Source organism: Verrucomicrobiia bacterium, from assembly GCA_019634635.1.
In the GTDB taxonomy this organism is placed as follows: domain Bacteria; phylum Verrucomicrobiota; class Verrucomicrobiia; order Limisphaerales; family UBA9464; genus UBA9464.
Genome location: JAHCBB010000028.1, coordinates 42,940 through 65,696, shown reverse-complemented (window position 1 = coordinate 65,696; position 22,757 = coordinate 42,940). Strand labels below are relative to the sequence as shown.

Below are 22,757 nucleotides of genomic sequence, written 5' to 3'. Positions count from 1 at the left end.
CCTATTTGAACGGCATCGGGACCGCTTTGGACCGCGTCGCATCAGCGGGGCGCGTCCGGTCCGGGGCGTGGACGGGATCTCGTTGAGCACCCTGCGCGCCCTCCGGGTCCGGGTCTTCGCCTGAAACCGGCCCGGTCCCGGTTCCTCGCCCCCCATTCTCCAAGGCAATCCATTCGGGCGCAGGCCAAGCGGCCGCCCCGGATCCCTCGCTGGGGGCGGTCATCTGTCATTCCCGTAATCCCCATCCCGCGGGGAATCTCGCGAGTTTGTCGGGCAGGATACGTCCTGCTCACGCCCTGACGATGGACCTGATAGAAACGGCCGGTGTCGAAGCCAGCTTCCTTTGGGTCACTCACTCGGGCCTGTCCCTTCCTCATTGTCCATGGACCTGTCCCTTTGATCCTACCGGGCGAAGGTTGTCCGGGTGAATCCCATGCCGGCTCCATCGAAACAGCGGGTGCTGGTCGAACTCACTGGCCGTTGGCCCGATCACGAACCCATGACGACCGAGGAGTTTCGTCCCTTGGTGGGGTAGAGCAGGGCCGCTTCTCCCACTCAAGGAGTCCAGAGATGGTGCGCTCAAATGGAGTCGAGCATGCGCCGCGTCCGTGAGGAGGGATGAAATTGTGGGTGGATGCCAGCGTCGCGCTGGCTGCGGGCGTCAGGAAGTTCCCGTTCTACCCGGGGACGACTTGAAGGACCCGGGGCGTGGGGCGTTCGGAGCCGCGGGGCGCCGTCTTGCGGATTGCTTCCTTTCCGCGGCCGCACGGAACACTGCCAGCTGATGATAGCAGGAATTCGGTTTTGACGCCGCGCCGGGAAGAGACGTCACGGTGACAGGTTCACCATTTATCCAATATCTAATGGGAAGCCGCAGCTGTGGTGCATGCGACCACAGTAGAAGAACTGGCGCCGACTCAGAACTTGATGTGGCGCATCGGGAACGTGACGGCATCTACGGCAAAGAACGTGGCGTTGAAACCCGCAAGCAGGCAGATCGACTCCGCCATGCGGGCCAGTGGAGGCGGCGGCAGGAAGGTCCACTGCCATAGATCGAGATGATGGGTGAGGAACCAACCGCGGCATTCCACAAACCACGGGATGTTCATCAGAATGGCGTTCGCGAAGGGCATCGACAGGGCCAGGACGGCGGCGGCGGCGGGCTTCTCCCGGCGAAGCGTCAAAACCAAACTCCTGCTACCCGTATTGTGTCAGGCTCGCGCCTTCGCGTAGAGCTCGCTGCCTTTCTCGGTGAACTCGCGGGACTTCGATGCCATCCCCTGCTTCAGCGCCTCCTCTTCGGCGAGGCCCTGTTCGGCGGCGTACTTGCGGACGTCCTCGGTGATCTTCATCGAGCAGAAGTGGGGGCCGCACATGGAGCAGAAGTGCGCGGTCTTGGCACCTTCTTGGGGAAGCGTCTCGTCGTGGAACTCGCGGGCCGTGAGCGGGTCAAGGCCGAGGTTGAACTGATCCTCCCAGCGGAATTCGAAGCGCGCCTTGCTCAGGGCGTTGTCGCGGTGCTGGGCGCCGGGATGTCCCTTGGCCAGGTCGGCTGCGTGGGCGGCGATTTTGTAGGCGATGACGCCGTCCTTGACGTCTTTTTTGTTCGGCAGACCAAGGTGCTCCTTGGGCGTGACGTAACAGAGCATGGCGCAGCCATACCAGCCGATCATCGCGGCGCCGATGCCGCTGGTGATGTGATCGTAGCCGGGCGCAATGTCCGTGGTCAGCGGCCCGAGGGTGTAGAACGGCGCCTCGCCGCACCATTCGAGCTGCCGGACCATGTTCTCCTCGATCAGGTGCATGGGGACATGACCGGGGCCCTCATTCATCACCTGCACGCCCCTGGCCCAGGCGCGCCGGGTCAGCTCGCCCTGCACTTCCAGTTCGCCGAACTGTGCCCGGTCGTTGGCGTCGGCAATGGAACCGGGGCGCAGACCGTCGCCGATGCTGAAGCTGACATCGTAGGCGGCCATGATGTCGCAGATGTCGTCCCAATGGGTGTACAGAAAGTTCTCCTGGTGATGGGCAAGGCACCATTTGGCCATCACGCTGCCACCGCGCGACACGATGCCGGTCATGCGCGAGGCGGTCAGCGGGATGAAGCGCAGCAGCACCCCGGCGTGAATGGTGAAGTAGTCCACGCCCTGCTCCGCCTGCTCGATGAGGGTGTCCCGGAAGATCTCCCAGGTGAGGTCCTCGGCCCTGCCCCCCACCTTCTCCAGTGCCTGATAGATCGGCACGGTGCCGATGGGCACCGGGGCGTTGCGCAGAATCCATTCACGCGTGGCGTGGATGTTTTTGCCGGTGGAGAGATCCATCACCGTGTCCGCACCCCACTTGGTGGCCCAGCGCATTTTCTCAACCTCCTCCTCAATGCTCGACGCGACGGCGCTGTTGCCGATGTTGGCGTTGATTTTCACCAGGAAGTTGCGGCCGATGATCATCGGCTCCGACTCGGGGTGGTTGATGTTTGCCGGGATGATGGCGCGGCCGGCGGCGACCTCGGCCCGGACGAATTCCGGGGTGATCTCCGCCGGAATCCGCTGCGGGAAGCGGCGGAAGACGGACGGCGAAAAGCCGCCGTCCGGCAGCTGGCTGGAACCGGCATGCTGCTTTTCCAGATCGTTGCGGACGCCATCATTCGCGAGATCGGCAAGACGGGCGCGGCCGAGGTTTTCGCGGAGGGCGATGAATTCCATCTCCGGGGTGATGATCCCCTGCCGCGCGTACCAGAGCTGGGTCACGGGGTGCCCCTGGCTCGCGCGGAGCGGACGCCGCCGCTGCGCGGTCAGACCTGGGAATTCCACGAGCCGGTTGCGCTCGGCCTTGCTGGCATACTCGGCGTGCTGGTTGGAGAGGTAGCCGTTGTCCTGGGGCCTGACCTGGCGCCCCTCGTATTCCTCGACGTCCCCGCGGCCCACAATCCAGTCCCGTCGCAGCGGGGGCAGTCCCTCCTCAACGGTGCCGCGGAACTCGGGATCGCCCCAGGGCCCCGAGCAGTCATACACGCGCACCGGCTCGTTGGGTTCCAGGCGGCCGTCGAGGCCGCGGGTGGGCGATTGTTGAATCTCGCGCATGGGGACCCGCAGGCCCGGGTGCAGGGTGCCGGCGGCGTACACGCGCCGGCTGTTGGGAAGTTGCTGGGAACTGTGGGGTTCGAAGGAGGAAACGGGGTCGGCGATCATGGCTTCAAGCGATCGCCCCGGGGAAACTGGTGAAGAATCTCCCTTCGCCGGCATTACCCGGAGCAGGTTCAACGGGTCTTCCGCTTCCGCGGAACTCTCAGCCGGAGTCCACCGGCTCCCCGATGGTCCGATCATGAGGTGATCCGGGGTCGAGGCAAGTCGGAACCGCCCGTCGGCAGCGTCACCCCTCCGAGGTCGCTGCACCGGAAGATCGCCGCCACGGCGAGGACCTGTGTTCCTGGCAGTGCTGCAGTTCCAGGATGGATTCCAGGTTCGTTGACGGCGGACCGGAAGCATTCGCTTCCATTCCTGGCGTCACGGAAGGGGCGCCTCGGGCGAACGGATGAACTGGATGAGGTCCGCCAGATCCTGAAGCCCCAGTCCCGCTTCGAGGCCGTCGGGCATCAGGGAGAGGTTGGCGCTGCGCAGCGAGCCAATGTCCTGTCGTGACACGGCGCGAAGGGTGCCGTCGGTCAATTTGAAGGTGAGGCTGTTGCCGGTCTCCGCGGTGATCAACCCGTACAGTTCCGTGCCGTCGGTCAACTGGCATTGATAGGCGAGGTAACCTGGTTGGATGTCCGCACTGGGGTCGAGGATGTTGGTGAGGAGTTTCTCCGGGGGATGTCCCGCGACGGACCGCAAGTCCGGTCCAATCTCCACTCCGGCATCCCCGCGACGGTGACACGAGACGCAAAGCATGGCGTACACCGCCGCGCCGCGTCGTGGATCCCCGCCCAGCTCCAGCGCGGGCTGGAACCGGGCAATCACCTCGGCGCGTTGGGATCCGGCTTCCAACAGCCGGGCGGCCATCGTTCGGACCTCGGAGGACGGGTGCTTGAGCAACCGGGAGCGCCGGGTGGCGTCCATCGCCGGCAATCCTGCCGATGCTCCATGCCGCAGGAGCGCAAGGGTCCAGCTCTCGCGGGACAACAGGGCGTCGAGTGCGGCGGCCGTTGATTCCGGAGGAAATGCCGGCAGCGCGTTCAACAGCAGCGCGGGGACGGCGTCCTCTCCGGTCGCCGCAAGCCCGGCCACCGCGGCGCGCTGAATCCCTCCAGGTCGGTGTGGGTCCAGCCATTCCCCGAACACGACCAGCGCCTCGGCCCGTCCCTCAGGCACGGCGCCCAGCAGGCGCGCGGCCGCCAGGCGCCGGTCGTCCACCGGGCCATCCGAACGGAGCATCGTCCGGGCCCAGTCCAGAAGCGCGCTCCTTCCGCGCAGTCGCACGGCCAGCAGATCCCCGCCGGCCGCGAGCGAATCCAGGGAAACCTGCCGGCGGTTGAGGACGGCGAGGAACTGCGCGAATCCGTCCACCTGGACCGCCGTGAACTGGCCGCCCTCATCGGCCCTGAGCAGCGGCTCCAGCAGCACGGCCAGCGAGTCGCGATCGCCGTTGCCCAGAGCCACCAGCGCGAGAGGTTCCGCCAGTTCGTCGAAAACCGCCCCGCCCGCCTGCGCAACCGCTGCAGTCAGTTCGCGCGTGTGGGGGACGGCGGCACTCAGGATGGACGCCCGCTGAAAGGGATCGGCGGCTCCGTCCACCGCCAGACGCCCGAGGGTCCGGCCCGCCTCGCGATCCGGCCATGTCCCAAGGCTGGACGCCAGTTGCTGACGCACACGCGGGGCCGGGTCGTCCACCCGCCGGACGACGGCCGCCAGGACCGCCGGCGTCTGGTGTCCTTCCGCCAGCCGCAACGCGTTCTCGCGGACACCCGGATGCGGATCCTCGAGCGCGTCCAGCACAAGGTCTGGTGTCAAGGCGTCGAGGCCATCCAGCACACACAACGCATGCAAACGGGCCAGCGGGTTGAGGGAATCCCTGGCCGTTGCGATCAGGGAGCTCACGGCGCTTCGCCCCCCGGCCTGGACGAGCAATTGATGTGCCTGGTCGCGCTGCCAGCCGTTCGGGGAATCCAGTGAGGCCACCAGCGCCGCCGGGGTGAGCTGATCCAGCCGCGGGACCGGACGTCCTGTGGCGCCCTCGGGCACGATGCGGTAAATACGTCCGCGGTCCTCTCCCAGACGGTAGTGCGGCAACAGTTCGTCGCGGCCGGCCTGCGGCAGCCAGTCGGGGTGTTCGATCATGTATCGGTACATGTCCACGACCCAGAGCGCGCCGTCGGGTCCGGTGCGGATCATGACCGGACGACACCAGCGGTCCGCACTCGCGAAGAAATCGTGTGACGCCCCACCCGCCTCCCGCCGGGCCGTGAAGCTGACGCCCTCCGGCTGGACCCGATTGCGCTGGACCAGGTTGTGGAAGGGTTCGCAGGTGAACGCATTTTCCTCGCCGACCGGCCGCCCGGGGAAGAGAAGGTCATCGCGGTAGATCATTCCACTGCATGCCGAGGTGAAATGCCCCGCCTCATTGAAGCTGTGGAAGCGCTTTTCGGCCGCGCTCACGGGAAAGACCTGCGGGCTGAGGGGGCCCACCACCAGCTGGGTCGGCTCGGGAGCCGCCACCCACGGATTGCGCCGGAGGTAGTGGTCCTCAAGCACATAGTGCCAGAGCGGCCGGATGTTCTGGGTGCCAAACCAGCGGCCCCAGTCGTCCCGCTCGCGTCCGAACTGTGACGGACCGCTCACCGGCTCCAGTTGGCCGGTGTCCGGACGAAACCGGAAGTCGCGGCTGCCGACTTCGGTCTCCCCGGAGCGCGTGCGCAGGCGGGTGTCGGCGCCGTAACCGCGGTAATGGGCGCCAGCGGCGCAATGGACCCAGTTGTCGAGTCCCCAGCGGAGCCCGTTGACGCGCAGTTGCTGGTTGCCCGCCATCAGGCCGCTGACGAGTACCTCGCGCGCGTCGGCCCGGCCGTCGCCGTTGGTATCCCGCAGGAAAAGAATCTCCGGAGCCGCGGTGACGATCACGCCGTCGCGCCAGGTGAGCAGACCCGTGGGAAAATTCAGGCCGTCGGCGAAGAGGGTTGCGGTCTCCAGCCGCCCGTCGCCATCGCGGTCCTCCAGCACCCGGACGCGTCCACCGGGTTTCCCCCGTCCGTCCATCCCCAGCGGGTAGTCCGCCATCTCCACGACCCAGAGCCGGCCTGCGGCATCCCAGTCAATGGCCACCGGGTCGAGCGTCAGCGGCTCGGCCGCCACGAGCTCCACCCGGAATCCGGGAGCCACCTGGATGGCGCGCAGTGATGCCTCGGGCGACAGCGGCGGCGCGGCGGGTGGCGGTGCGGCGGCGGCTGCGGCACCCGGGGGTTTCAAAGCGGACGTAGCATGGAGCGCTGCAATCTCGGCGGCGCTCAGCGCCCTGGGGAACACGGCGATTTCATCCATCCGGCCTTCCAGTCCGAACTCCCCGTCATTGCGTCCGCCAAAGAACACGCTCGTTTCGCCGGAAGGCAGCGTGTGGCGAAACTCCCCTTCCAGCTCGGGTTCCGCCTGTCCATCGAGGTGCACCCGGACCCGCGGGCCTTCGCGGACGAGCGCCACCTGATGCCAGTTCTTGAGGCTGAGACTGGTGCGTCCGCCGATCACCTCGTTGCGTTCATTCCCGTTGAAGACGAACAGGCGGCTCGCGAGCTCCGGACGGAAGGTGCCACCAATGCCGAGGTGTTCGCCGCGGGCGCCGGGATCTCCGTCGGCACCCCGCGAGACCAGATAGCCGGTCACCGGGCGCGCATCAGCGGGCAGCCCGTTCCACAGCCAGAACAGAATCGTGTACTGATCGTCGAGCGGGAGCCGCGTGCGCAGACGCCCGCCGGCGAACTGGACCGCGCGATTGATGCCGCCTTCGGAAAAGGCCGACGGCGTGAGTGCCGGATCCGGGGACACTCCGGTCCCGCTGCCCGCACCCGGCAGATAAAGCGCGACCCCGTCCTCAAACCCGGCGTCAGGACCCCGTCCGCCGGCATCCCGGGCGACCGGAAACGCCATCTCCTCCAGACGCCAGTACGCGAGCGGTTCCGCTGCGAGCACCGCCCGGGCGTAAGGGCCCGGCGTCTCCGCGGGCGTGCGTCGCGGCCGTCCGGCAACCTGCTCGAGCAACTCAAGGAGCACTTCCACGATGCGAGGTTCCGCCGCCTCCTCGAGACCGGCGGTGCGGGCCGGCCAGGTCGTGTAACCGCCGAGGCGATGCTGCTCGGGCGGCGGGATGTAGCCCTCGGCGCCATTGGCGAGCGAGATGTTCATCGTCAGCGGCAGCGGGCTCTGCGCCTTGAGCTTGAGGCCCGTCAGCGCGAAGACCTCGTTGGGCAGGGTCGCGATGCCGAGGTCGCCGATGCGCAGGGCCTGCAGCTGGAGTTCTGTTTGCTGGCGCTCGTGCAGGTGCACCGCCTCCCAGGCGTAAATCTCGGGAAGGTTGGAGGGCAGTTTGTCCCCCAGCGCCGTGGTGATGCGCCGCGCCCAGGCCAGACGGTCGGCGTCGGGCACCCGGTAACGAAGCGGCAGCGTCCGTTCCGCCATCTGGAGCGCGGCCGTGTCATGCCACTTCAGCTCGCGATACGCCGCGAGCACGCGTCCGACCATCTCCCGGGCGTAGGCGTCGTATCCGATGTCCCGGGCCGGGGCGGCGTAGTCCATCCACATCAGGTCGCCGCTGGTGCCCTGCGACATCATCGCCACGAACGCCTCATCGGCCCCGAGTCCCTCGGCGAGATGTTGCGCAAAGCGTCCGTAGTAGTCGGACGACAGCAGCGGCGAGGTGTAATAGTGCTGGGAATAGTTCGCGAGGATCGCGATGGGGCGCCCGTCCGGCGCGGCCACGGCGAGCAGCGTGAGGCCGGGATCCACCGGACCCGAGGGGCCGACGGCATCGGGGCTTTCGTGTCCGGGATGCATGTGGGCCCGCACGGTCGCGTTGCCGAACGGGTCGGTGAGCAGCCGGTCCGGGCGCCGGATCCACCGGCGGTTGAAGGTGTGGTCCCAGTCGTCGAACGAGGTCCATGCGATCTTCGCCGGCGCCCGCCGCCCGGCGGCACCGATGATGGCTGCGGCGATGCGGGCCGGCAGGAAGGCGGCGTATGCGGGGTCCACCCGGCTTCCAAGGCAACCCATGGCCGACGGCGCCGAGTGGGTGTGTGTTGCCGAGATGAGCATGCGATCCGTCGGGATGTCGGTGGACGCCGCCGCCAGCGTCTTCGCCCGGTCCAGCAGGTCGCGCGGCAGCATGCAACTGTCCACCACACACAGGGCGATCTGCGTGGTGCCGTCGTCAAGCACCAGTGCCCGTGCAACGAGCGGGTCCACCACCGAACCGGCCGAACGCTCCGTGAACATCGCATTCACCCGCACGGGAAACTGCTCCGGCGCGATGTCCACCACGTGGGCGCCTGCCCGGAGAGGCATCGCAGGGGGTTCTGCCGTGAGCCCGGGGTGCACAACGGCCAGTGCGAACACCACAGTCAGGACACCCGATGGGAGGCGCTTTCCGTCCATGGGACGGAATCTCTCCCAGACGTTTTCCGGGAGAAAGCAGATTGCGCGCGGCACGCCCGGGATCGGTGCCGGCGGTCCGGGAATCGTGCCGCACCTCCGGACCGTGCCCAGATTCCCCTCGCCCGGTGATGTCCGGAGCCCCAGATTTCCGGGGTGCGAACCGGGCACCGTGCCCGACGACCTCATGAAAGCCAGGCTCATCGTCACTCCCAAGAAAGCCGTTCTCGATCCCCAGGGTAAAACCGTCCAGAACGCCCTCGAACACATGGGCTACGCCGGCGTGACCGGCGTGCATGTCGGCAAGTACATTGAAATTGACCTGGCCCCCGGCACGGACCGCGACGGTGCGCAAAAAGCCCTCGACGAGGCCGCGCACCGGTTCCTCAGCAATCCGGTGATCGAGGACTACCGGCTCGAAATCGTGGATTGATCCCGCTGCCGCCTTCCCTCCCGATGCACGTCGCTGTCCTCCAGTTTCCCGCAAGCAATTGCGACCAGGATTGTGTGCATGCCGTGCGCGTGCTCGGCCACACGGCGTCCCTGGTCTGGCACAAGGAGACCGCCCTCGGGGCCGCGGACGCCGTGATCATCCCGGGCGGATTCAGCTATGGCGACTACCTCCGCTGCGGGGCCATCGCGCGGTTCAGTCCGGTAATGCAGGCGGTCCGCACCTTTGCCGACGCCGGCGGCGTGGTGCTGGGCATCTGCAACGGCTTCCAGATCCTCTGCGAAGCCGGCATGCTGCCCGGAGCGCTGGTGCGCAACCGCGACCTGCAGTTCCACTGCGAGATGGTCCACCTGCACACCACCAACACGGCCACGGCATTCACCAGCGCCCTGCCGTCCGATCGCCCGATCCGGTTGCCCATCGCCCACGGCGAGGGGTGTTACTTCGCGGATGAACCAACGCTGGCGCGGCTTCAGGCGGGCCGCCAGATCCTCTGGCAGTACTGCGACGCCGGCGGCAACCTCACCGAGGCGGCGAATCCCAACGGCTCGCTGCTGAACATCGCCGGGGTCATCAACGAGCGCGGCAACGTGGCGGGCCTCATGCCGCATCCGGACCGCGCCTGCGAGGCGATCCTGGGCAGTGACGACGGACGCCATGTCTTCAACAGCATGGCCGCCGCCGTCGCGGCGGCCCGGCCGGCCCGCGCCGCCTGACCCGGACGGCGCCACACGGCGCACCCCCGCCGGGGCCCCCACCGACCCCATCCGGATCATGTCGTCCCTTGTCCCGGTCGCCTTTCATCCAAGCCAGTTTCCGGACGCCGTCCGCGACCAGTGGCGCGCCAGCCTCGCCGCGCGCCGCATGAATCCGAAGTTCCACTACGACACGGTCCGCCGCGCCCACCGCTGGCTGGCCGTCCACACCGCCCATTCGCCGGCCGTGACGGACCCCGGATGCCTCGGGGCATATGGCAGGGCCTTCGAAGCGGTCGCCGATGAACTCGGAGGGGATGACGTCGAGGTGGTCAGTCTGGGTTGTGGTGGCGGACAGAAGGACGTCCGGTTGCTCCAGTCCCTCGCCGCCGCACCGCGCCGTCTCGCGTATGTGCCTTTGGATGTGAGCGCCCCGCTGACGCTTATTGCGCGGACGGCGGCGCTGAGAATCCCGGGGCTTGGGGACATCCGTCCGATCGTGGCGGACCTTGCGGAAGCTTCAGACCTTGCCGCGGCGCTTGGCGAACCGGGAACGGGCGCGACGGTGCGCCTGGTGTTGTTCTTCGGCATGCTGCCCAACTTCGAACCCGGCATCCTCATTCCGCGGCTGGCGGGACTGTTGCGGCCGGGAGACGTCCTGTTGCTCAGCGCCAATCTCGCGCCGGGTGCCGCCATTGAGGCGGGGGTTCGCCGGGTGTTGCCACAATATGACAACCCGGAGACCCGCCGTTGGCTGGGCACGGTGCTGGAGGACCACGGCGCATCCCTGCGGACCGATGCGCTTCAGTTTGCGATCGAGCAGGATCCCGGAATCCCGGACGTGCGGCGGATCGTCGCCGACTGGGTGGTCGCGGAGGACACCGCGCTCCTGTCCGATGATGAAGCGTTCCCACTCCGGCGCGGGGAGCCCTTCCGCCTCTTCACGTCCTACCGTCACACGCCGGACGCCGTGAGGCGACTGCTGGGTGCCGAGGGAATCCGGGTGGATGGCGCCTGGACCAGTCCGTCCGGTGAGGAAGGGGTTTTCCTGGCCCGGAAGGCCGGCCGCTGACGGGGCGGGGTGGCTCCACGGGTGGCGGGCGGGCATTGAACCTTCCCCCCGGGAAGCTGCTGCGGTTCCATCGGGTTCCGGTGAACCGCATCCGTCTGCTATCGGAACAGGTCGCAAACCAGATTGCCGCCGGCGAGGTCGTGGACCGGCCCGCCAGCGTCGTGAAGGAGTTGGTCGAGAACGCCCTGGATGCGGACGCGCGGCGGATCGTGGTGGAGGTGGGTGCGGGCGGGCGCGGTCTCATTCGAGTGACCGATGACGGGACCGGCATGGGCCGTGACGACGCGCTGATGTGTCTGGAGCGGCATGCGACCTCCAAGATCCGCAGGGCGGAGGACCTCGCCGCGATCACCACCATGGGCTTCCGCGGGGAGGCGCTACCGAGCATCGCCAGCGTGAGCCGTTTCACCCTGACGACCCGCGAACGGGGGGAACCGGCCGGGGAGGGGACCGAGGTGGTGTTGCACGGCGGCAAGATCATCCACGTGCGTGCCGCGGCCTCCCCGGAAGGCACCGCGGTGGAGGTTCGGCAGCTGTTCTACAACCTCCCGGCGCGGCGGAAGTTCCTCCGGAGCGAGGAAACGGAGCGCGCCCACATTCTCCACACGGTGACGCTGGCGGCACTCGCGCACCCTCAGGTCGCCTTCACCCTGGTCGGCGAGGGCCGTCCCGTCTGGGATCTGCCGGCCATTCGATGGACCACCCCCGCCGAACGGTTTCCCGCTTTGCGGGAGCGCCTGCGGCAGTTGATGGGTGCCGACGTCCCGCTGCTTCCGGTGGACGCCACCCGTGCACCTGCCGAGGAGGCGGACGCCGTACCCGGGCTGCTGGAGACCGGGGAGGACGACCCGTTGACGCTTCATGATGCCGCGGGTGCGGAGTCCGGCAGCCCGGGGCCGGTTCCATGTCGAGTGTGGGGCTTTATTGGCGCCCCGGGCGTCTCACGGTCCAACCGTTCCGACCAGCACCTGTTCGTCAATCAGCGTCCGGTCGAGAACCGGGGTCTGAACTTCGCGCTGCTCGAGGGCTACCACACCGCACTGATGAAGGGGCGCTACCCGGTGTGCTGCCTCTTCGTCGAAATGGATCCCGCCGCCGTGGACGTGAACGTGCATCCGCAGAAGCGCGAGGTGAAGTTTCGCGAGGAGGCCGCGGTGCGACGCTGGGTGGCGGGTGCGGTCCGCGAGGCGCTGCTGGAGCATCATCGCGCCGGTGACCTCACGCCGACGGCCCCAGCGCCGCCGATGACGTCCGCTTCTCCGCCCCCGCAGGGCCCGGCGGTGCGGTCCCCCGGGGGTCCAATCCCATCTGCTGGCTTCCAACTCGAGTCCCCCCCGTCCTCTCCTGCGCCCTATCCGGAACAGCCCCCGCTGCCGCTCTCCCTCAAGTCCACCGGGCCCGGTGCGGCCGCGCCCGGGCCTATGCCCATGCCCGCGCCCGCTCCAGCCGCGGTCCCTCACGAGAAGCCTCAGGCCCCACCCGATGCCACCCCCACGCCGCTGCTCCGGGTGCCCTTGCGGATGGTCGGTGTGGTCGGACGACTCTACGTCGTCCTGGAATCCGATCGCGGCCTGGTGTTGCTGGACCAGCATGCCGCCCATGAACGAATCCTGTTCGAGCAGATGCTGGCGCGGATCGAGTCGGGGCAGCAGGCGCCGTCGCAGCGGCTGCTGCTGCCCGAGACCGTGGAGCTTGCGCCGCGGGAGGCGGCGTTCCTGAAGCGTCACCTGGAGCCGTTAAGCCGCCTGGGGGTGGGCCTGAGGGAGTTCGGGGACCGGACGTACCTTCTGGACGCCCTGCCACCGTTCGTGCGCACCCCAAATTCGAGGCAGTTTGTGACCGACCTCCTCGACGCGCTGCAGGCGGCCGGGGGCGGGGTGAACACGGGACGGCTCGGCGAGGACGTTGTCGCAAAGACGGTGTGCCGCCATGCGGTGAAGGCCAACGATCCGTTGGGGCCCCGCGAACTGGAGCAGCTCGTCGCCGACCTCCGCTTGTGTGCCATGCCCTACACCTGTCCGCACGGACGCCCGACGCTCATTGAAATGAACTGGAGGGAGCTGGAGAAGAAGTTCGGCCGGACGGGCTGAACGCCGGACGGAAATGCGGATTGCAGTTGGTCGTTCGCCTTCAATACTCGCAGTCGTTCGTGCCACGGCGGCACGGGGGGCTGACATAATGGAGTGGAACATTCAATTGCGCGCCCATGCCTGCGCGCTCACGGGTCGGACGTTTGCCGACCGGGAGGTGTACTACACGGTCCTGCTTGAGAACGGCCCGGGGTTCGAGCGCCTGGATCTGTGCGCCGAGGCGTGGAAGGCGCATGGACCGGAGGTCCTGGGGCGTCCGAACCTGGTTTCTCATTGGCGGGGCGTCTACGAGGCACCGCCGTCCGCGCCGCCCGAGCCCATCGCCCGCGACGATGCGGAATCCCTCCTGCGCAGGCTGCTGGAGCGAAACGACCCCCGGTTCGCCCCCGCCTGCTACATTCTCGCCGTGATGCTGGAACGCAAACGCCAGCTGAAGGTGAAAGTCCAGCGCCAGGAGCCGGAAGGACGGGTCCTCGTCTATGAGCATCCCAAATCCGGGGACGTGTTCGCCATCGCGGATCCCGGGCTGCAACTGGACCAGTTGGAGGCCGTGCAGCTCCAGGTGGCCGACCTGCTCGCGCACGGTCCGGATGGACCGGCGGTCCCGGAGCCCTTGGAGGAGCCGTTCAATCCCCCGAGCGAGGTGACTTCGCTGGCGCCGGCTGCCGGCTGATGCGCATCCCGTCCCGCCGATGGATCCCCGTTCCCTGGAGACCGCGCTGGGATACACCTTCCGGGATCGCAATCTCCTGGTCCTTGCCCTGACCCACCCCTCCCTGGCCCATGAATCGGGCAGCGGCCTCTCGCAACATCACAACCAGCGCCTGGAGTTCCTCGGCGACGCGGTCCTGCAGATCGTCATCACGGCCGAGCTGTACCACAAGTTCCCCTCCTACGGCGAGGGGCCGCTCACCCAGGCCCGTGCCCAGTTGGTGAACCGCACCTCCCTGGCCGCCCAGGGACGGCGCCTGCGACTGGGGGACCACCTCATCCTGAGCCGGGGTGAAGAGACCACCGGCGGCCGCACCCGGTCGTCCACGATTGCCGACGCCTTCGAAGCGGTCATCGGCGCGCTGTTCATTGATGCGGGGTATGAAGCCACGCGGGAAATCCTGCTGCGGTTGTTCGTCGAGGAATTTGGTGAGCTCACCGAGCTGCCGAGCCTGACCAACCCCAAGGGGGAGCTGCAGGAACTCCTGCAGATGACCTCCCCGGAACCCCCACGGTATGACCAGATTTCGGTGAGCGGACCGGATCATTTCCGCCAGTTCGAATGCGCGGTCTATCACCAGGGATCCGAGCTCGGGCGGGGCGTCGGACGGAGCAAGAAACTGGCGGAAAGCGCCGCGGCCGTCAGCGCGCTCGTCCGCCTGCGGGGTCCGGTGGCCATCGGGCTGGCTCCGGTGCCAGCCCCCGCCGGGGCCCCGTCGGAACCCGACTCCCCGTTGCCGCCCGGCCATCGGGAATGATCCGATGCCCGGAATCCCACCGGCATCGCCGCCGTTCGGGCCGGGAACTGGACTTGGGGGCGGCGTGCCGCATCCTGTGGGTGGCATGACACTTGAGGCGAAGTACGACCGGTTGCGTGCGGCGATTCGGAGCTACGGGTCGTGCCTGATCGCCTATTCCGGCGGGGTGGACTCCGTGTTTCTGGCGCGGGTCGCCTCCGACGTCCTGGGGGCCCGCTCCCGGGCGGTGATCGCCGATTCGCCGAGCCTGCCCCGTCGCGAACTGGCCGATGCCGTGGCCATCGCCGGTGCGCATGGGATCCCGCTGCAGGTGGTGGAGACCGGGGAGTTCACGGATCCCGCCTATCTCGCGAATCCCTCCAACCGCTGTTATTTCTGCAAGCATGCGCTGTTCACCGAACTGGTTCCCCTCGCGCGTGCCGGTGGATTTGCGGTGATCGCCTATGGGGAAAACGCCAGCGATGCGGGAGACCACCGGCCGGGTGCCGTTGCGGCTTCGGAATTCGAGGTCCGGGCCCCGCTGAAAGAGGCCGGGCTGACCAAGGGGGACATCCGCGAGCTCAGCGTCCGCCTGGGACTACCCACCGCCGACAAGCCCCAGATGGCGTGTCTGAGTTCCCGTGTTCCCACCGGGGAACCGGTCACTCCGGAGAAGCTGCGGATGATCGAGTTGGCCGAGAGCCACCTCCGGGACCTCGGGTTTTACGACGTGCGGGTGCGTCATCACGCGTTGCGGCAGGGCGCCCTGGCCCGGATCGAGGTGGGACGTGACCAGCTCGTCCGGTTGCTGGATCCGGACCTCGCCGCCGGGGTGGCCGCATATCTCGGCAGTCTGGGATACGATCAGGTGACCGTGGACCTGCGAGGTTACCGGCGGGGAAGCACCAACGGCGTGGACGGTTCGCCGGTGACGTTCCGGCCCGCGCCTTGACCCGCGCCCGCCAGGTGGTCGCCGGGCGCGGAGGTCACGCTGCCGCGGCCTCCCGGGCCTCCCGACGCTCCCAGAAGCGCGCGATCAGCACGCTGATCTCGTAGAGCGCATGGAGCGGGATGAACATCAGCAGCATCGTCATCGGGTTGCCGTCCGGCGTGATGAAGCCCGCGAGGGTCAGACCGACGACCACCCAGTACATTCGCAGTCCGGACAACTGCCGGGCATCGAGGATTCCGACCCGCACAAGCGTGAGCAGCACCAGCGGGAGCTGGAAGGCCAGTCCCATGCCGAGCAGGAACCAGCAGACGAAGCTCACGTATTCACCGGCGCGCCATTCGTCGGCGGTGAAGCCCAGCCAGTTGGAGAAGCTCACGGTCGTGCTGAGGGAGACCACCAGCATTACGAAATAGCAGAAGGCGACGCCTGTGAAGAACAGGAGGGTTCCAAACCCGGCGACCCGGTACACGAAGCGACGTTCATGCACATGCAGGGCCGGGATGATGAACTGCGCGAGGAACAGCAGGACAAACGGCGCGCTCAGCGCCAAGCCGCCATACAGCCCCAGTTTGATCGCCACCGAAAACCCCTCGATCGGTCCCATGGTCTTGAGGTCCACATTGAAGTCGAAGGTGGCCGCCTCCGGGGGATTGGGATCCGCCACCCAGGCCGACCAGAGGGCGTTGGAGGGACCAACCCCCGGCGCATCCGGCGGCGCGACGGGCATCAGGCGAAGGAAGACATCCCGATTCGTCGGGGCTCCCGGCACCGGAAACTCCGACAACGGCAGACGGGCAAAGACGTTGGTTCCCACCAGCAGGACCGCGCGGGGTTCGGGGACCGTCTTGACCCGCTGGGCGAGCACCAACGGCCAGGTGAGAAACTTGATCAGGTAGGGACTGGCGCTGATCGCCGCGACCATGCCGAGGGCGAGCGCCAGAACGCACTTCAGGAGCGTCCACCGAAGGTCCTCAAGGTGCTCCAGGAAGGTTTTGACCGGGCCTCCGCCCTCCTCCCCGTCCTGATCAGGAGGCATCACCTCCAGCTCGTCAGCCATGCGTCCCTGAAGAAAAGGATGCGTGCGGACTCAACCGTGCGGCCGCGGCGGTTCAGGATTTGACGTCGCCAGGGAATCGGAGTTCGGACGCGGGGCGGGCGGCGGCGGTGCGGGAGGAGGAGGCGTCCGCTCCACTTCGTCCATCGCCCGATGAAGTTCTTCCTGGACGTCCCGGGAGGCCTTTTTGAACTCCTTGATGCCCGTCCCCACCCCCTTCATCAGCTCCGGAACTTTCTTAGCGCCGAAAATCACGAGCACCACCACCGCGATCACGAGGATCTCGGTGGAGCCCAGCATGCCGAGGGGGGGGAACGTCATCGAAAAATCGGCTTCAGGAGGGTTTGACAGGTGTCTCGTCGTCCTTCGACGCCTTTTTGAATTCCTTGATCCCCGTGCCGACGCCTTTCATGAGGTCCGGGATCTTCCGGGCCCCGAAGAGCACGAGGACCACGACCGCAATGATCATGATCTCTGTCGTGCCCAGCATGGCCACCAGCGGGGCGATCCAATCTTCCTTCATGTCGCGAAACTAGGGGCGCCCTTGCCGGCGGTAAAGGAACAAAACCGGGGCCCCCTGCCATGCCACCGGGGATCGGCGCGTCCCACACTCCGGAGGCCCTCCGGTGATGCTTCTCCCGTCAATGCGCGGGTTCCAAGCCCACCAGCAGCACGAATTCGGCGCGTCGGTTCTTGGCGAAATCCGCCTCCGTCCGTCCGAATGCCACCGGCTTTTCCTCGCCGTAGCTGATCGTCGCGATCTGGTCCGTATTCACGCCGAGCGCCAGCAACCGTTCGCGGACTGACAGGGCCCGGCGCTCGCCGAGAGCCCGGTTGTACTCCTCGGTGCCCCGCTCGTCGCAGTGGCCCTCGATCAGCACGCTCTCCGACGGGTGCGACTTCAGGTAGTCGGCCACCACGCGCACATTGGCATTGTACTGCGATTTCACGTTCGACTTGTCGAAGTCGAAGTAGATCGTGTCGCTCGCAAACTGCATGCGGTCCCGCTGGGCATCTGCCGGGTTCAAGTCACTCAGGGTCGGATCCCCGGTGAAGGTGCCATCCCCGTACGTCCCGGTGAGGTCTGTGGACGAGACCGTCCCGCCCGGCCCCAACCGCCCCGTGCCCGCCCCGGGATCCACCGGGATGCTGCCCGTTGGCGCGGCGCCTCCCGAGCGGCCCGCGGGCAGCGGGGTCAGGTTCTTGGGCTCCTTGGAGCAACCGACGGCGCCCGCCGCGATCAGGGCGGAAAGGACAACGAGACCAACACGGGTCAGAAGTGGGTTCATAACAAACTTGGAATCACAGACGTTCACCGCGCCCAACTGGGTTGGGAGCAATTACCCGAGATGCGGGCCAAATCCTTGACCTGCCCCGTGGGCACGTCAAGCAGCGACAGTCGCCGCTCCGAGCCGGAACGCCGTGCAAACACCAGCGTTCGGGAATTTGGGGACCACGAGGGGTCCTCCCCGGCGACCAGGGCGCGGGCGTCGCCGCCAGCGGCGGGCACCACATACAGGGTGAACTCCCCGGAGGCCCGGGTGAAGGCGATCCATTTGCCGTCCGGCGACCAGTCGGGCTCCGTGCACTGGGTCACGCCACCGGTACGAAGGCGGGTCATCACCCCGCCACCAGCCGGGATTGTGTACAGGGCGGGACGCCCCCCCTCCGTGGACGTGAAACAAATGCGGGTGCCGTCGGGGGACCAGCAAGGGGACGCTTCCAATTCCTTGGTGGTCGTCAACTGGCGCAGCCCGGTGCCGTCCACATTGGCCACCCACAGGTCCGGGCTGCCGCTCTTGCTCAGGATCATGGCCACCCGTGTGCCGTCGGGCGACACCGCCGGGCTCATGCTGGTTCCCGGAAAGGAGAAGATCCGCTTCCGGTCCCCGGTTCGCAGGTTCTGCATGTAGATCTCCGGCCGCACGGAACGATACGTGACGTAGAACAATTCCAGCCGGCCGGGAACCCAGCTTGGCGCCGCCGCGATCGTGCCATCCCCGGTGAGCGCGATCGGGTTCGCCCCATCATAATCGGAGGCCCAGATCTCCGAAATCGTCTCCCCCTGGCCGTTGCGGCCGCCCGGGGAGTTCTTGAAGGCAATCCGGGTGCTGGCGATGCCCGGCAGTTGAAGGAGGGTCTTGACCACGTCGTCGGCGAGGGCGTGCGCCTGGGCGCGCGGGGACCCGCCCGGGTAGGCCCGGGCGAACAGGGTCTGGGAATTGTTCACGTCCGTCAGGGTCGCCCGCACCGGCCCTCCCCCCGGGGCCCCGACGAGCTGATACTGCGGCGTCGCCGGTTTGACGTCGAAGCCGACGACATAGAGGTCGAACTCCAGCACCCGCCGCACCTCGTCACTGAAGCCCGACAGGGCAATCGGGATGACCCGGTTGGCCGCATCCCGGATGACAACCCCCGGCTCGGCAGCCCCCAGCATCGCGGGGCGCAACAGGGACAAAACGCCGGCCAGCGCCAGCAGGGTCAATGGACGATAACAACGGTTCATAAGGACGAATCACTTTCGAGAACGAAGGAAACTGGAACCTCCATCCGCGTCTCGGTGAAGGCATCCGGCAACGGCCGCAGCTTGCGGAGCCGCCGGAACAATTCCTCCACGGAGGTATCAAGCGCCTTTACCCCGGAGCGGCGGGTGATGTCGGCGGCGAGAATGGTGCCGTCCCGCGCGATGGCAAGCCGGACCGTGGTCTGGGCCTCCCGTTCCGTGGAGGTGGCCGGCTTGCGCCATTGCTGCTTCAGGAAGGCTTGCAGGTAGGAATAATAGGGGGCGTAGGCGGCACCGCCCGGTCCGGGCATCTGGATCTGGGTGGTCGCACCGACGTTGCGTGACACGCCCGATGCCGCTCCGGACAGGCGCTCGGCGAGGTTTCGGGCGCTGGCGAGGCGCTGTTCCCGGGCCCGCGCGGCCGCGGTTGCGGATTCTGCCGCCTCCGCCGCTGCGCGGGAGTCGTCGTCCGTCCGTTTGCGGCGGGCTGTGCTCACCTCGATCTGCCGGGGCGCGGGAGGTGCCTTGTCGGCGACCGGGGCGACCGGTTTGTCCTGCGGCCGGGTCCGGTCCACGTCCTGGGCGCGCACCACGGGCTTGGCCTGCGGAGCCGCCTCCACCTTGGGGGGCGCGGTCTTGGGCGGATCGGGCTTTTCGATCGCCTTTGGCGCGGGTTTCGACGGTGCCGGAGGATCCGGTGTTCGTGGAACGGGAAGCGGCGGTGGTTCCGCGGCGCGCGGGACCTCGGGGGGGGCCTGGGAGCGCTGCGGCGGCCGCCCCTCGACCTCTTTCGTGCCGGGCGGCAGGGGGTTGGGTGTGCCGCCGCCGATCTGGTTGCCCATGGTCAGTTGGAGGTCGGTCGGCAGGATCTCCAGGATGGGCACTTCGGGCTGGATGGCCTTCCGGGCCGCAAGGGCTCCCAGCAGCAACACCAGGGCCAGCAGGGCCCCATGGGCCATGGTCGAGCCCAGCAGGTAGCGTTGGAGGGTGCGATCCACGGGGATTTATCGGCGGGCGGCGGGCTCGGTCATCAGGCTGAAACGGGTCAGGCCCTGGCGCTGGGCGGCCTCGATGATGCTGACCGGGTACTTGTAAGGCCCTTCGCGGTCCGCACGCAACTGCACGACGAGATTGGAATTGTTTTGATATTCGCGGACGAGGGCCGCCTCGAGGCCGCGGACGTCCCCGACCCGGGTTCCGCGCAGGTAGTACACCCCGTCGCGCCCCACCTCCGCGAGCACCACATCCTGGGGTCGTGCCAACCGCTTGGGGCCGCCGCCCACCGGCAGGTTCAAGTTGATGCTCTGCTCGAGCACCGGGGTGGTGATGATGAAGATGATCAGCAGCACGAAGGCCAGATCGAGCAGCGGCGTGACATTGATCTCGCTGAGCGTGACGAGGGAATGCCGCTGGGAGTACCGACGCATGGTGAGGAAGGGCGTGCGGACAGCCGGCTACTCGTCCTTCAGGAATTCCGTCTCCATGCGCGAGGCGAGGGTCTGCGCAAAATTGTCGAGTTCCACCGAGTTCACCCGGAGCGAGTGCACCAGCCAGTTGTAACCGAACATGGACGGGATGGCGACCAGGAGTCCGGCCACCGTGGTGGACAGCGCGGCGGACACCCCCGGGGCCATGACCCCGATGTCCGGCCGCACCCCCGCCTGGGCGGCGATCGCGACGGCGCCAAAGGCATCCATGACACCCCACACCGTGCCCAGCAGGCCGAGGAACGGGGCGCCGCTCACCGCGACGGCCAGGAGCACCAATCCGGATTCGAGCCGGAGCGCCTCACGGGCCACCGAACCTTCCAGGGTGCGCTTCACGTGCTCCATGGCCTTGAGGGTCGCCTGCGGACGCCGCGCGCCTTCGGGTCCCTTGAGCCGGGCATCCAGGTCGGTGCAGCCCTCGAGGTACACTCCGAACAGCGGGCATCCGACCACCTGAAGCCTGCGGTCGTAGATGGACAGCACCGATTGCTGGGCGCGGAATTCCGCGTCGAAATAGTGGTTCAACTTCCGGGCCCGTCGGATCTGGACCGCCTTGGAGGCCATCACCGACCACGCAAAAATCGAGAAGACCAGCAGGAGGACGATGATGACCTTGGCTTCGGTCGTCGCCCGGTCCCAGATGTAGGTGAGGGTAAACCCGTCGCTGGCGGCCATCAGGCCGGCGGAGAAATTCATCGGAGGCGTCGCGGATTCATGGTTGCGGTGACGCGGACACCGTTTAATGCCCGCGTCGCGGACGGTCAAAGGGTTTCCCGGCAAAGCCTTGGTGCGGTCATGGACGCCGCCGCGCCCTGTGGTGTTCAGTCGCCCTCCCGGGAATTCCAGCGGCCCCGGTCATCCTTCCCGTTTCCGGTGAAATTCCAGGAACTGCCGGTGGGCTGCCGGATGGTTCCGCAAGAACTCCACCAGCGACTCGAAGACCCGGAGCGTCTGCGGGCGCAGGTGATGTTCGATGTCCTCGACATCATCGGCGACGGCCTCCGGCGCCACCCCCAGGAGCGCCAGCAGGTCGCTCAGCGTGCGGTGCCGGCGCGTGATGTGCCGCGCCACGGCCTGTCCCTCGGCGGTCAGGGTAAAGCCGCGGTAGCGCTCGTAATTGACGAACCCCCGCGCCGCCAGCCGTCGCACCATGTTCGAGACCGTGGAACGGCTCAGCTCCAGCGCCTCGGCGATGTCCGAAACCCGCGCATACCCCTTCGCTTCGACCAACTCCTGAATCCGCTCCAGGTGATCCTCCGTGGATTCCGACCGTCGTGGCGACCGTGTATGGCGTGTGGAGGAGGACGGCACCCCCGGAAACTGCCACGCCCGCCAGTCCCCCGCCAAGCCTCCCGTGGCTTCAAAGTTTGTAAGGTAAAACAAATGCTTTTGACAAAAACAGTTGTCGAAACTAGGAACAGGCCGTCGTTCCCCCCGGAACGCTGTCCACGCCTCCATGGAATCCGAACCGACACGCCGAAGCGTTCGCCAATGCCGTCCCCCGTCGCCGACGCCACAGCGCTTCGGCGCGCGGGTCTCGGATCTCCAAACCGCGACGGGCGGAAGCGGCTTCACCCTCATTGAACTGCTGGTGGTCATCGCCATCATCGCCATCCTCGCCGGCATGTTGCTGCCGTCGCTGGCCGCAGCCCGTCGAGCCGGTCAGGGTGCCGTCACCATCAACAACATGCGCCAGATTGTTGTGGCGGCGACCCTGTATGCCGATGACAACCTTGACCGGTTCCCGGCCACCATGGTTCCCGGACCGGACGGCCTGCCGACGACGGTAAATTTCTGGGATGTTCAGGGATACCAAAACGCATTGAACCGGTACATCGGCGGCATGCAGGGGGGGGTGGACTCCCAGGGACGCGAGCGCAGCAAACGGAACGTGTGGTTTGATCCTGCCGATCCCGATCGCCGGGTTCCCGCCATGTGGGGCTCCTTCAGTGATAACGGACTGGTGACCGGCATCGGCGCCCGCGCCTCGGAGTTTCTGAAGCCTGCCAACACCGTGTATGCCACCCTCAGGCACGGCGAATGGGACAAGGTGGTCGGCGTCCGGATCCCCGACCCCCTGCCGGTGGGGGATCCGGGACACGCCTTCTGGTTCAGCGAGTATTTCGACATGTGTTTCGACCCCTGGAGCGATGCTGCGGACCCCGAAGACCCGTATTTCTGGCGGCGGGGGCGGGCTGCGCCACCGGTGGAACTGTTTCCAGGAGCGCGGGGAGCGTCCGAATGGGCGCAGCAGATCGAAGGTCGAAAGCCGGGCGTCGCCCTCAACGGCAAGGGCCGATACGGGAAGGGGGGCTACTACTCGTTCTGCGACGGCAGCGTGCGGTACCTTCGGTTTGAAGCGACCTACCGCAGCCCGGAAGACAACCTGTGGAGCCTGCGATGAACGCTCCCGTGCCCGTGCGGTTCCGGGAAGGGGT

At 67.4% G+C, this 22,757-nt stretch carries 20 protein-coding genes and 1 riboswitch; of the genes, 8 read left to right on the top strand and 12 right to left on the bottom strand.

What is annotated here, in order from left to right; all coding sequences use genetic code 11:
• Positions 1–917 precede the first annotated feature (917 nt).
• The 3 genes from KF791_16225 to KF791_16215 all read right to left on the bottom strand — a co-directional run bounded on the left by KF791_16225 (position 918) and on the right by KF791_16215 (position 8,480).
• A complete protein-coding gene (locus KF791_16225) occupies positions 918–1,184 on the bottom strand; it encodes a hypothetical protein (protein MBX3734124.1) in 267 nt (88 codons plus the stop codon).
• 27 nt (positions 1,185–1,211) lie between these two features.
• Positions 1,212–3,188, bottom strand: coding sequence for a phosphomethylpyrimidine synthase ThiC (gene thiC, locus KF791_16220; protein ID MBX3734123.1), 1,977 nt, complete (start codon positions 3,186–3,188; stop codon positions 1,212–1,214).
• A 21-nt stretch (positions 3,189–3,209) separates the two neighbouring features.
• Positions 3,210–3,320, bottom strand: a riboswitch (TPP riboswitch).
• Between the two features lie 183 nt (positions 3,321–3,503).
• Positions 3,504–8,480, bottom strand: coding sequence for a HEAT repeat domain-containing protein (locus KF791_16215; GenBank protein ID MBX3734122.1), 4,977 nt, complete (start codon positions 8,478–8,480; stop codon positions 3,504–3,506).
• A 274-nt stretch (positions 8,481–8,754) separates the two neighbouring features.
• Between KF791_16215 and purS the strand changes: the two genes are divergently transcribed.
• The 7 genes from purS (at position 8,755) to larE (ending at position 15,275) form a co-directional block, all read left to right on the top strand.
• Complete coding sequence (gene purS, locus KF791_16210; GenBank protein MBX3734121.1) at positions 8,755–9,000, top strand: phosphoribosylformylglycinamidine synthase subunit PurS; 246 nt, start codon at positions 8,755–8,757, stop codon at positions 8,998–9,000.
• 23 nt (positions 9,001–9,023) lie between these two features.
• Positions 9,024–9,734 (top strand): phosphoribosylformylglycinamidine synthase subunit PurQ, encoded by a 711-nt coding sequence (gene purQ / locus KF791_16205; protein MBX3734120.1) that lies wholly within the window; start codon positions 9,024–9,026, stop codon positions 9,732–9,734.
• 58 nt (positions 9,735–9,792) lie between these two features.
• Positions 9,793–10,785, top strand: a complete 993-nt coding sequence (locus KF791_16200) for an L-histidine N(alpha)-methyltransferase (protein ID MBX3734119.1) — start codon at positions 9,793–9,795, stop codon at positions 10,783–10,785.
• Between the two features lie 80 nt (positions 10,786–10,865).
• Positions 10,866–12,875: a DNA mismatch repair endonuclease MutL gene (gene mutL, locus KF791_16195; protein MBX3734118.1), complete on the top strand. Its 2,010-nt coding sequence runs from the start codon at positions 10,866–10,868 to the stop codon at positions 12,873–12,875.
• 88 nt (positions 12,876–12,963) lie between these two features.
• Positions 12,964–13,548 (top strand): hypothetical protein, encoded by a 585-nt coding sequence (locus tag KF791_16190; protein ID MBX3734117.1) that lies wholly within the window; start codon positions 12,964–12,966, stop codon positions 13,546–13,548.
• Between the two features lie 19 nt (positions 13,549–13,567).
• Positions 13,568–14,344 (top strand): ribonuclease III, encoded by a 777-nt coding sequence (gene rnc / locus KF791_16185; protein ID MBX3734116.1) that lies wholly within the window; start codon positions 13,568–13,570, stop codon positions 14,342–14,344.
• Positions 14,345–14,429: 85 nt separating this feature from the next.
• Entirely contained in the window at positions 14,430–15,275 is an 846-nt protein-coding gene (larE, locus tag KF791_16180; protein MBX3734115.1) for an ATP-dependent sacrificial sulfur transferase LarE, read from the top strand.
• Positions 15,276–15,309: 34 nt separating this feature from the next.
• On the opposite strand, the gene KF791_16175 is transcribed toward larE, so the two are convergent.
• The 9 genes from KF791_16175 to mntR form a co-directional block, all read right to left on the bottom strand.
• Entirely contained in the window at positions 15,310–16,332 is a 1,023-nt protein-coding gene (locus tag KF791_16175; GenBank protein ID MBX3734114.1) for a twin-arginine translocase subunit TatC, read from the bottom strand.
• 30 nt (positions 16,333–16,362) lie between these two features.
• The gene (gene tatA / locus KF791_16170) at positions 16,363–16,629 is read right to left on the bottom strand and encodes a twin-arginine translocase TatA/TatE family subunit (protein MBX3734113.1); all 267 of its coding nucleotides are present in this window, start codon (positions 16,627–16,629) and stop codon (positions 16,363–16,365) included.
• A gap of 34 nt (positions 16,630–16,663) precedes the next feature.
• Positions 16,664–16,852 carry a twin-arginine translocase TatA/TatE family subunit gene (locus KF791_16165; GenBank protein ID MBX3734112.1) on the bottom strand — a complete coding sequence of 63 codons (189 nt, stop codon included), beginning with the start codon at positions 16,850–16,852 and terminating at the stop codon, positions 16,664–16,666.
• Positions 16,853–16,970: 118 nt separating this feature from the next.
• Positions 16,971–17,327 (bottom strand): peptidoglycan-associated lipoprotein Pal, encoded by a 357-nt coding sequence (gene pal, locus KF791_16160; protein MBX3734111.1) that lies wholly within the window; start codon positions 17,325–17,327, stop codon positions 16,971–16,973.
• Between the two features lie 314 nt (positions 17,328–17,641).
• Positions 17,642–18,835: a PD40 domain-containing protein gene (locus tag KF791_16155; GenBank protein ID MBX3734110.1), complete on the bottom strand. Its 1,194-nt coding sequence runs from the start codon at positions 18,833–18,835 to the stop codon at positions 17,642–17,644.
• The gene (locus tag KF791_16150) at positions 18,832–19,830 is read right to left on the bottom strand and encodes a TonB family protein (protein MBX3734109.1); all 999 of its coding nucleotides are present in this window, start codon (positions 19,828–19,830) and stop codon (positions 18,832–18,834) included. Before KF791_16150 ends, KF791_16155 begins: the two co-directional genes overlap by 4 nt.
• Positions 19,831–19,836: 6 nt before the next feature.
• Positions 19,837–20,259, bottom strand: coding sequence for a biopolymer transporter ExbD (locus tag KF791_16145; GenBank protein ID MBX3734108.1), 423 nt, complete (start codon positions 20,257–20,259; stop codon positions 19,837–19,839).
• A 27-nt stretch (positions 20,260–20,286) separates the two neighbouring features.
• Positions 20,287–20,994, bottom strand: a complete 708-nt coding sequence (locus KF791_16140; protein ID MBX3734107.1) for a MotA/TolQ/ExbB proton channel family protein — start codon at positions 20,992–20,994, stop codon at positions 20,287–20,289.
• Positions 20,995–21,174: 180 nt separating this feature from the next.
• On the bottom strand, positions 21,175–21,630 hold the full coding sequence (gene mntR, locus KF791_16135) for a transcriptional regulator MntR (protein MBX3734106.1): 456 nt from the start codon (positions 21,628–21,630) through the stop codon (positions 21,175–21,177).
• 145 nt (positions 21,631–21,775) lie between these two features.
• Between mntR and KF791_16130 the strand changes: the two genes are divergently transcribed.
• Positions 21,776–22,723: a type II secretion system protein gene (locus KF791_16130; GenBank protein MBX3734105.1), complete on the top strand. Its 948-nt coding sequence runs from the start codon at positions 21,776–21,778 to the stop codon at positions 22,721–22,723.
• Positions 22,724–22,757 lie beyond the last annotated feature (34 nt).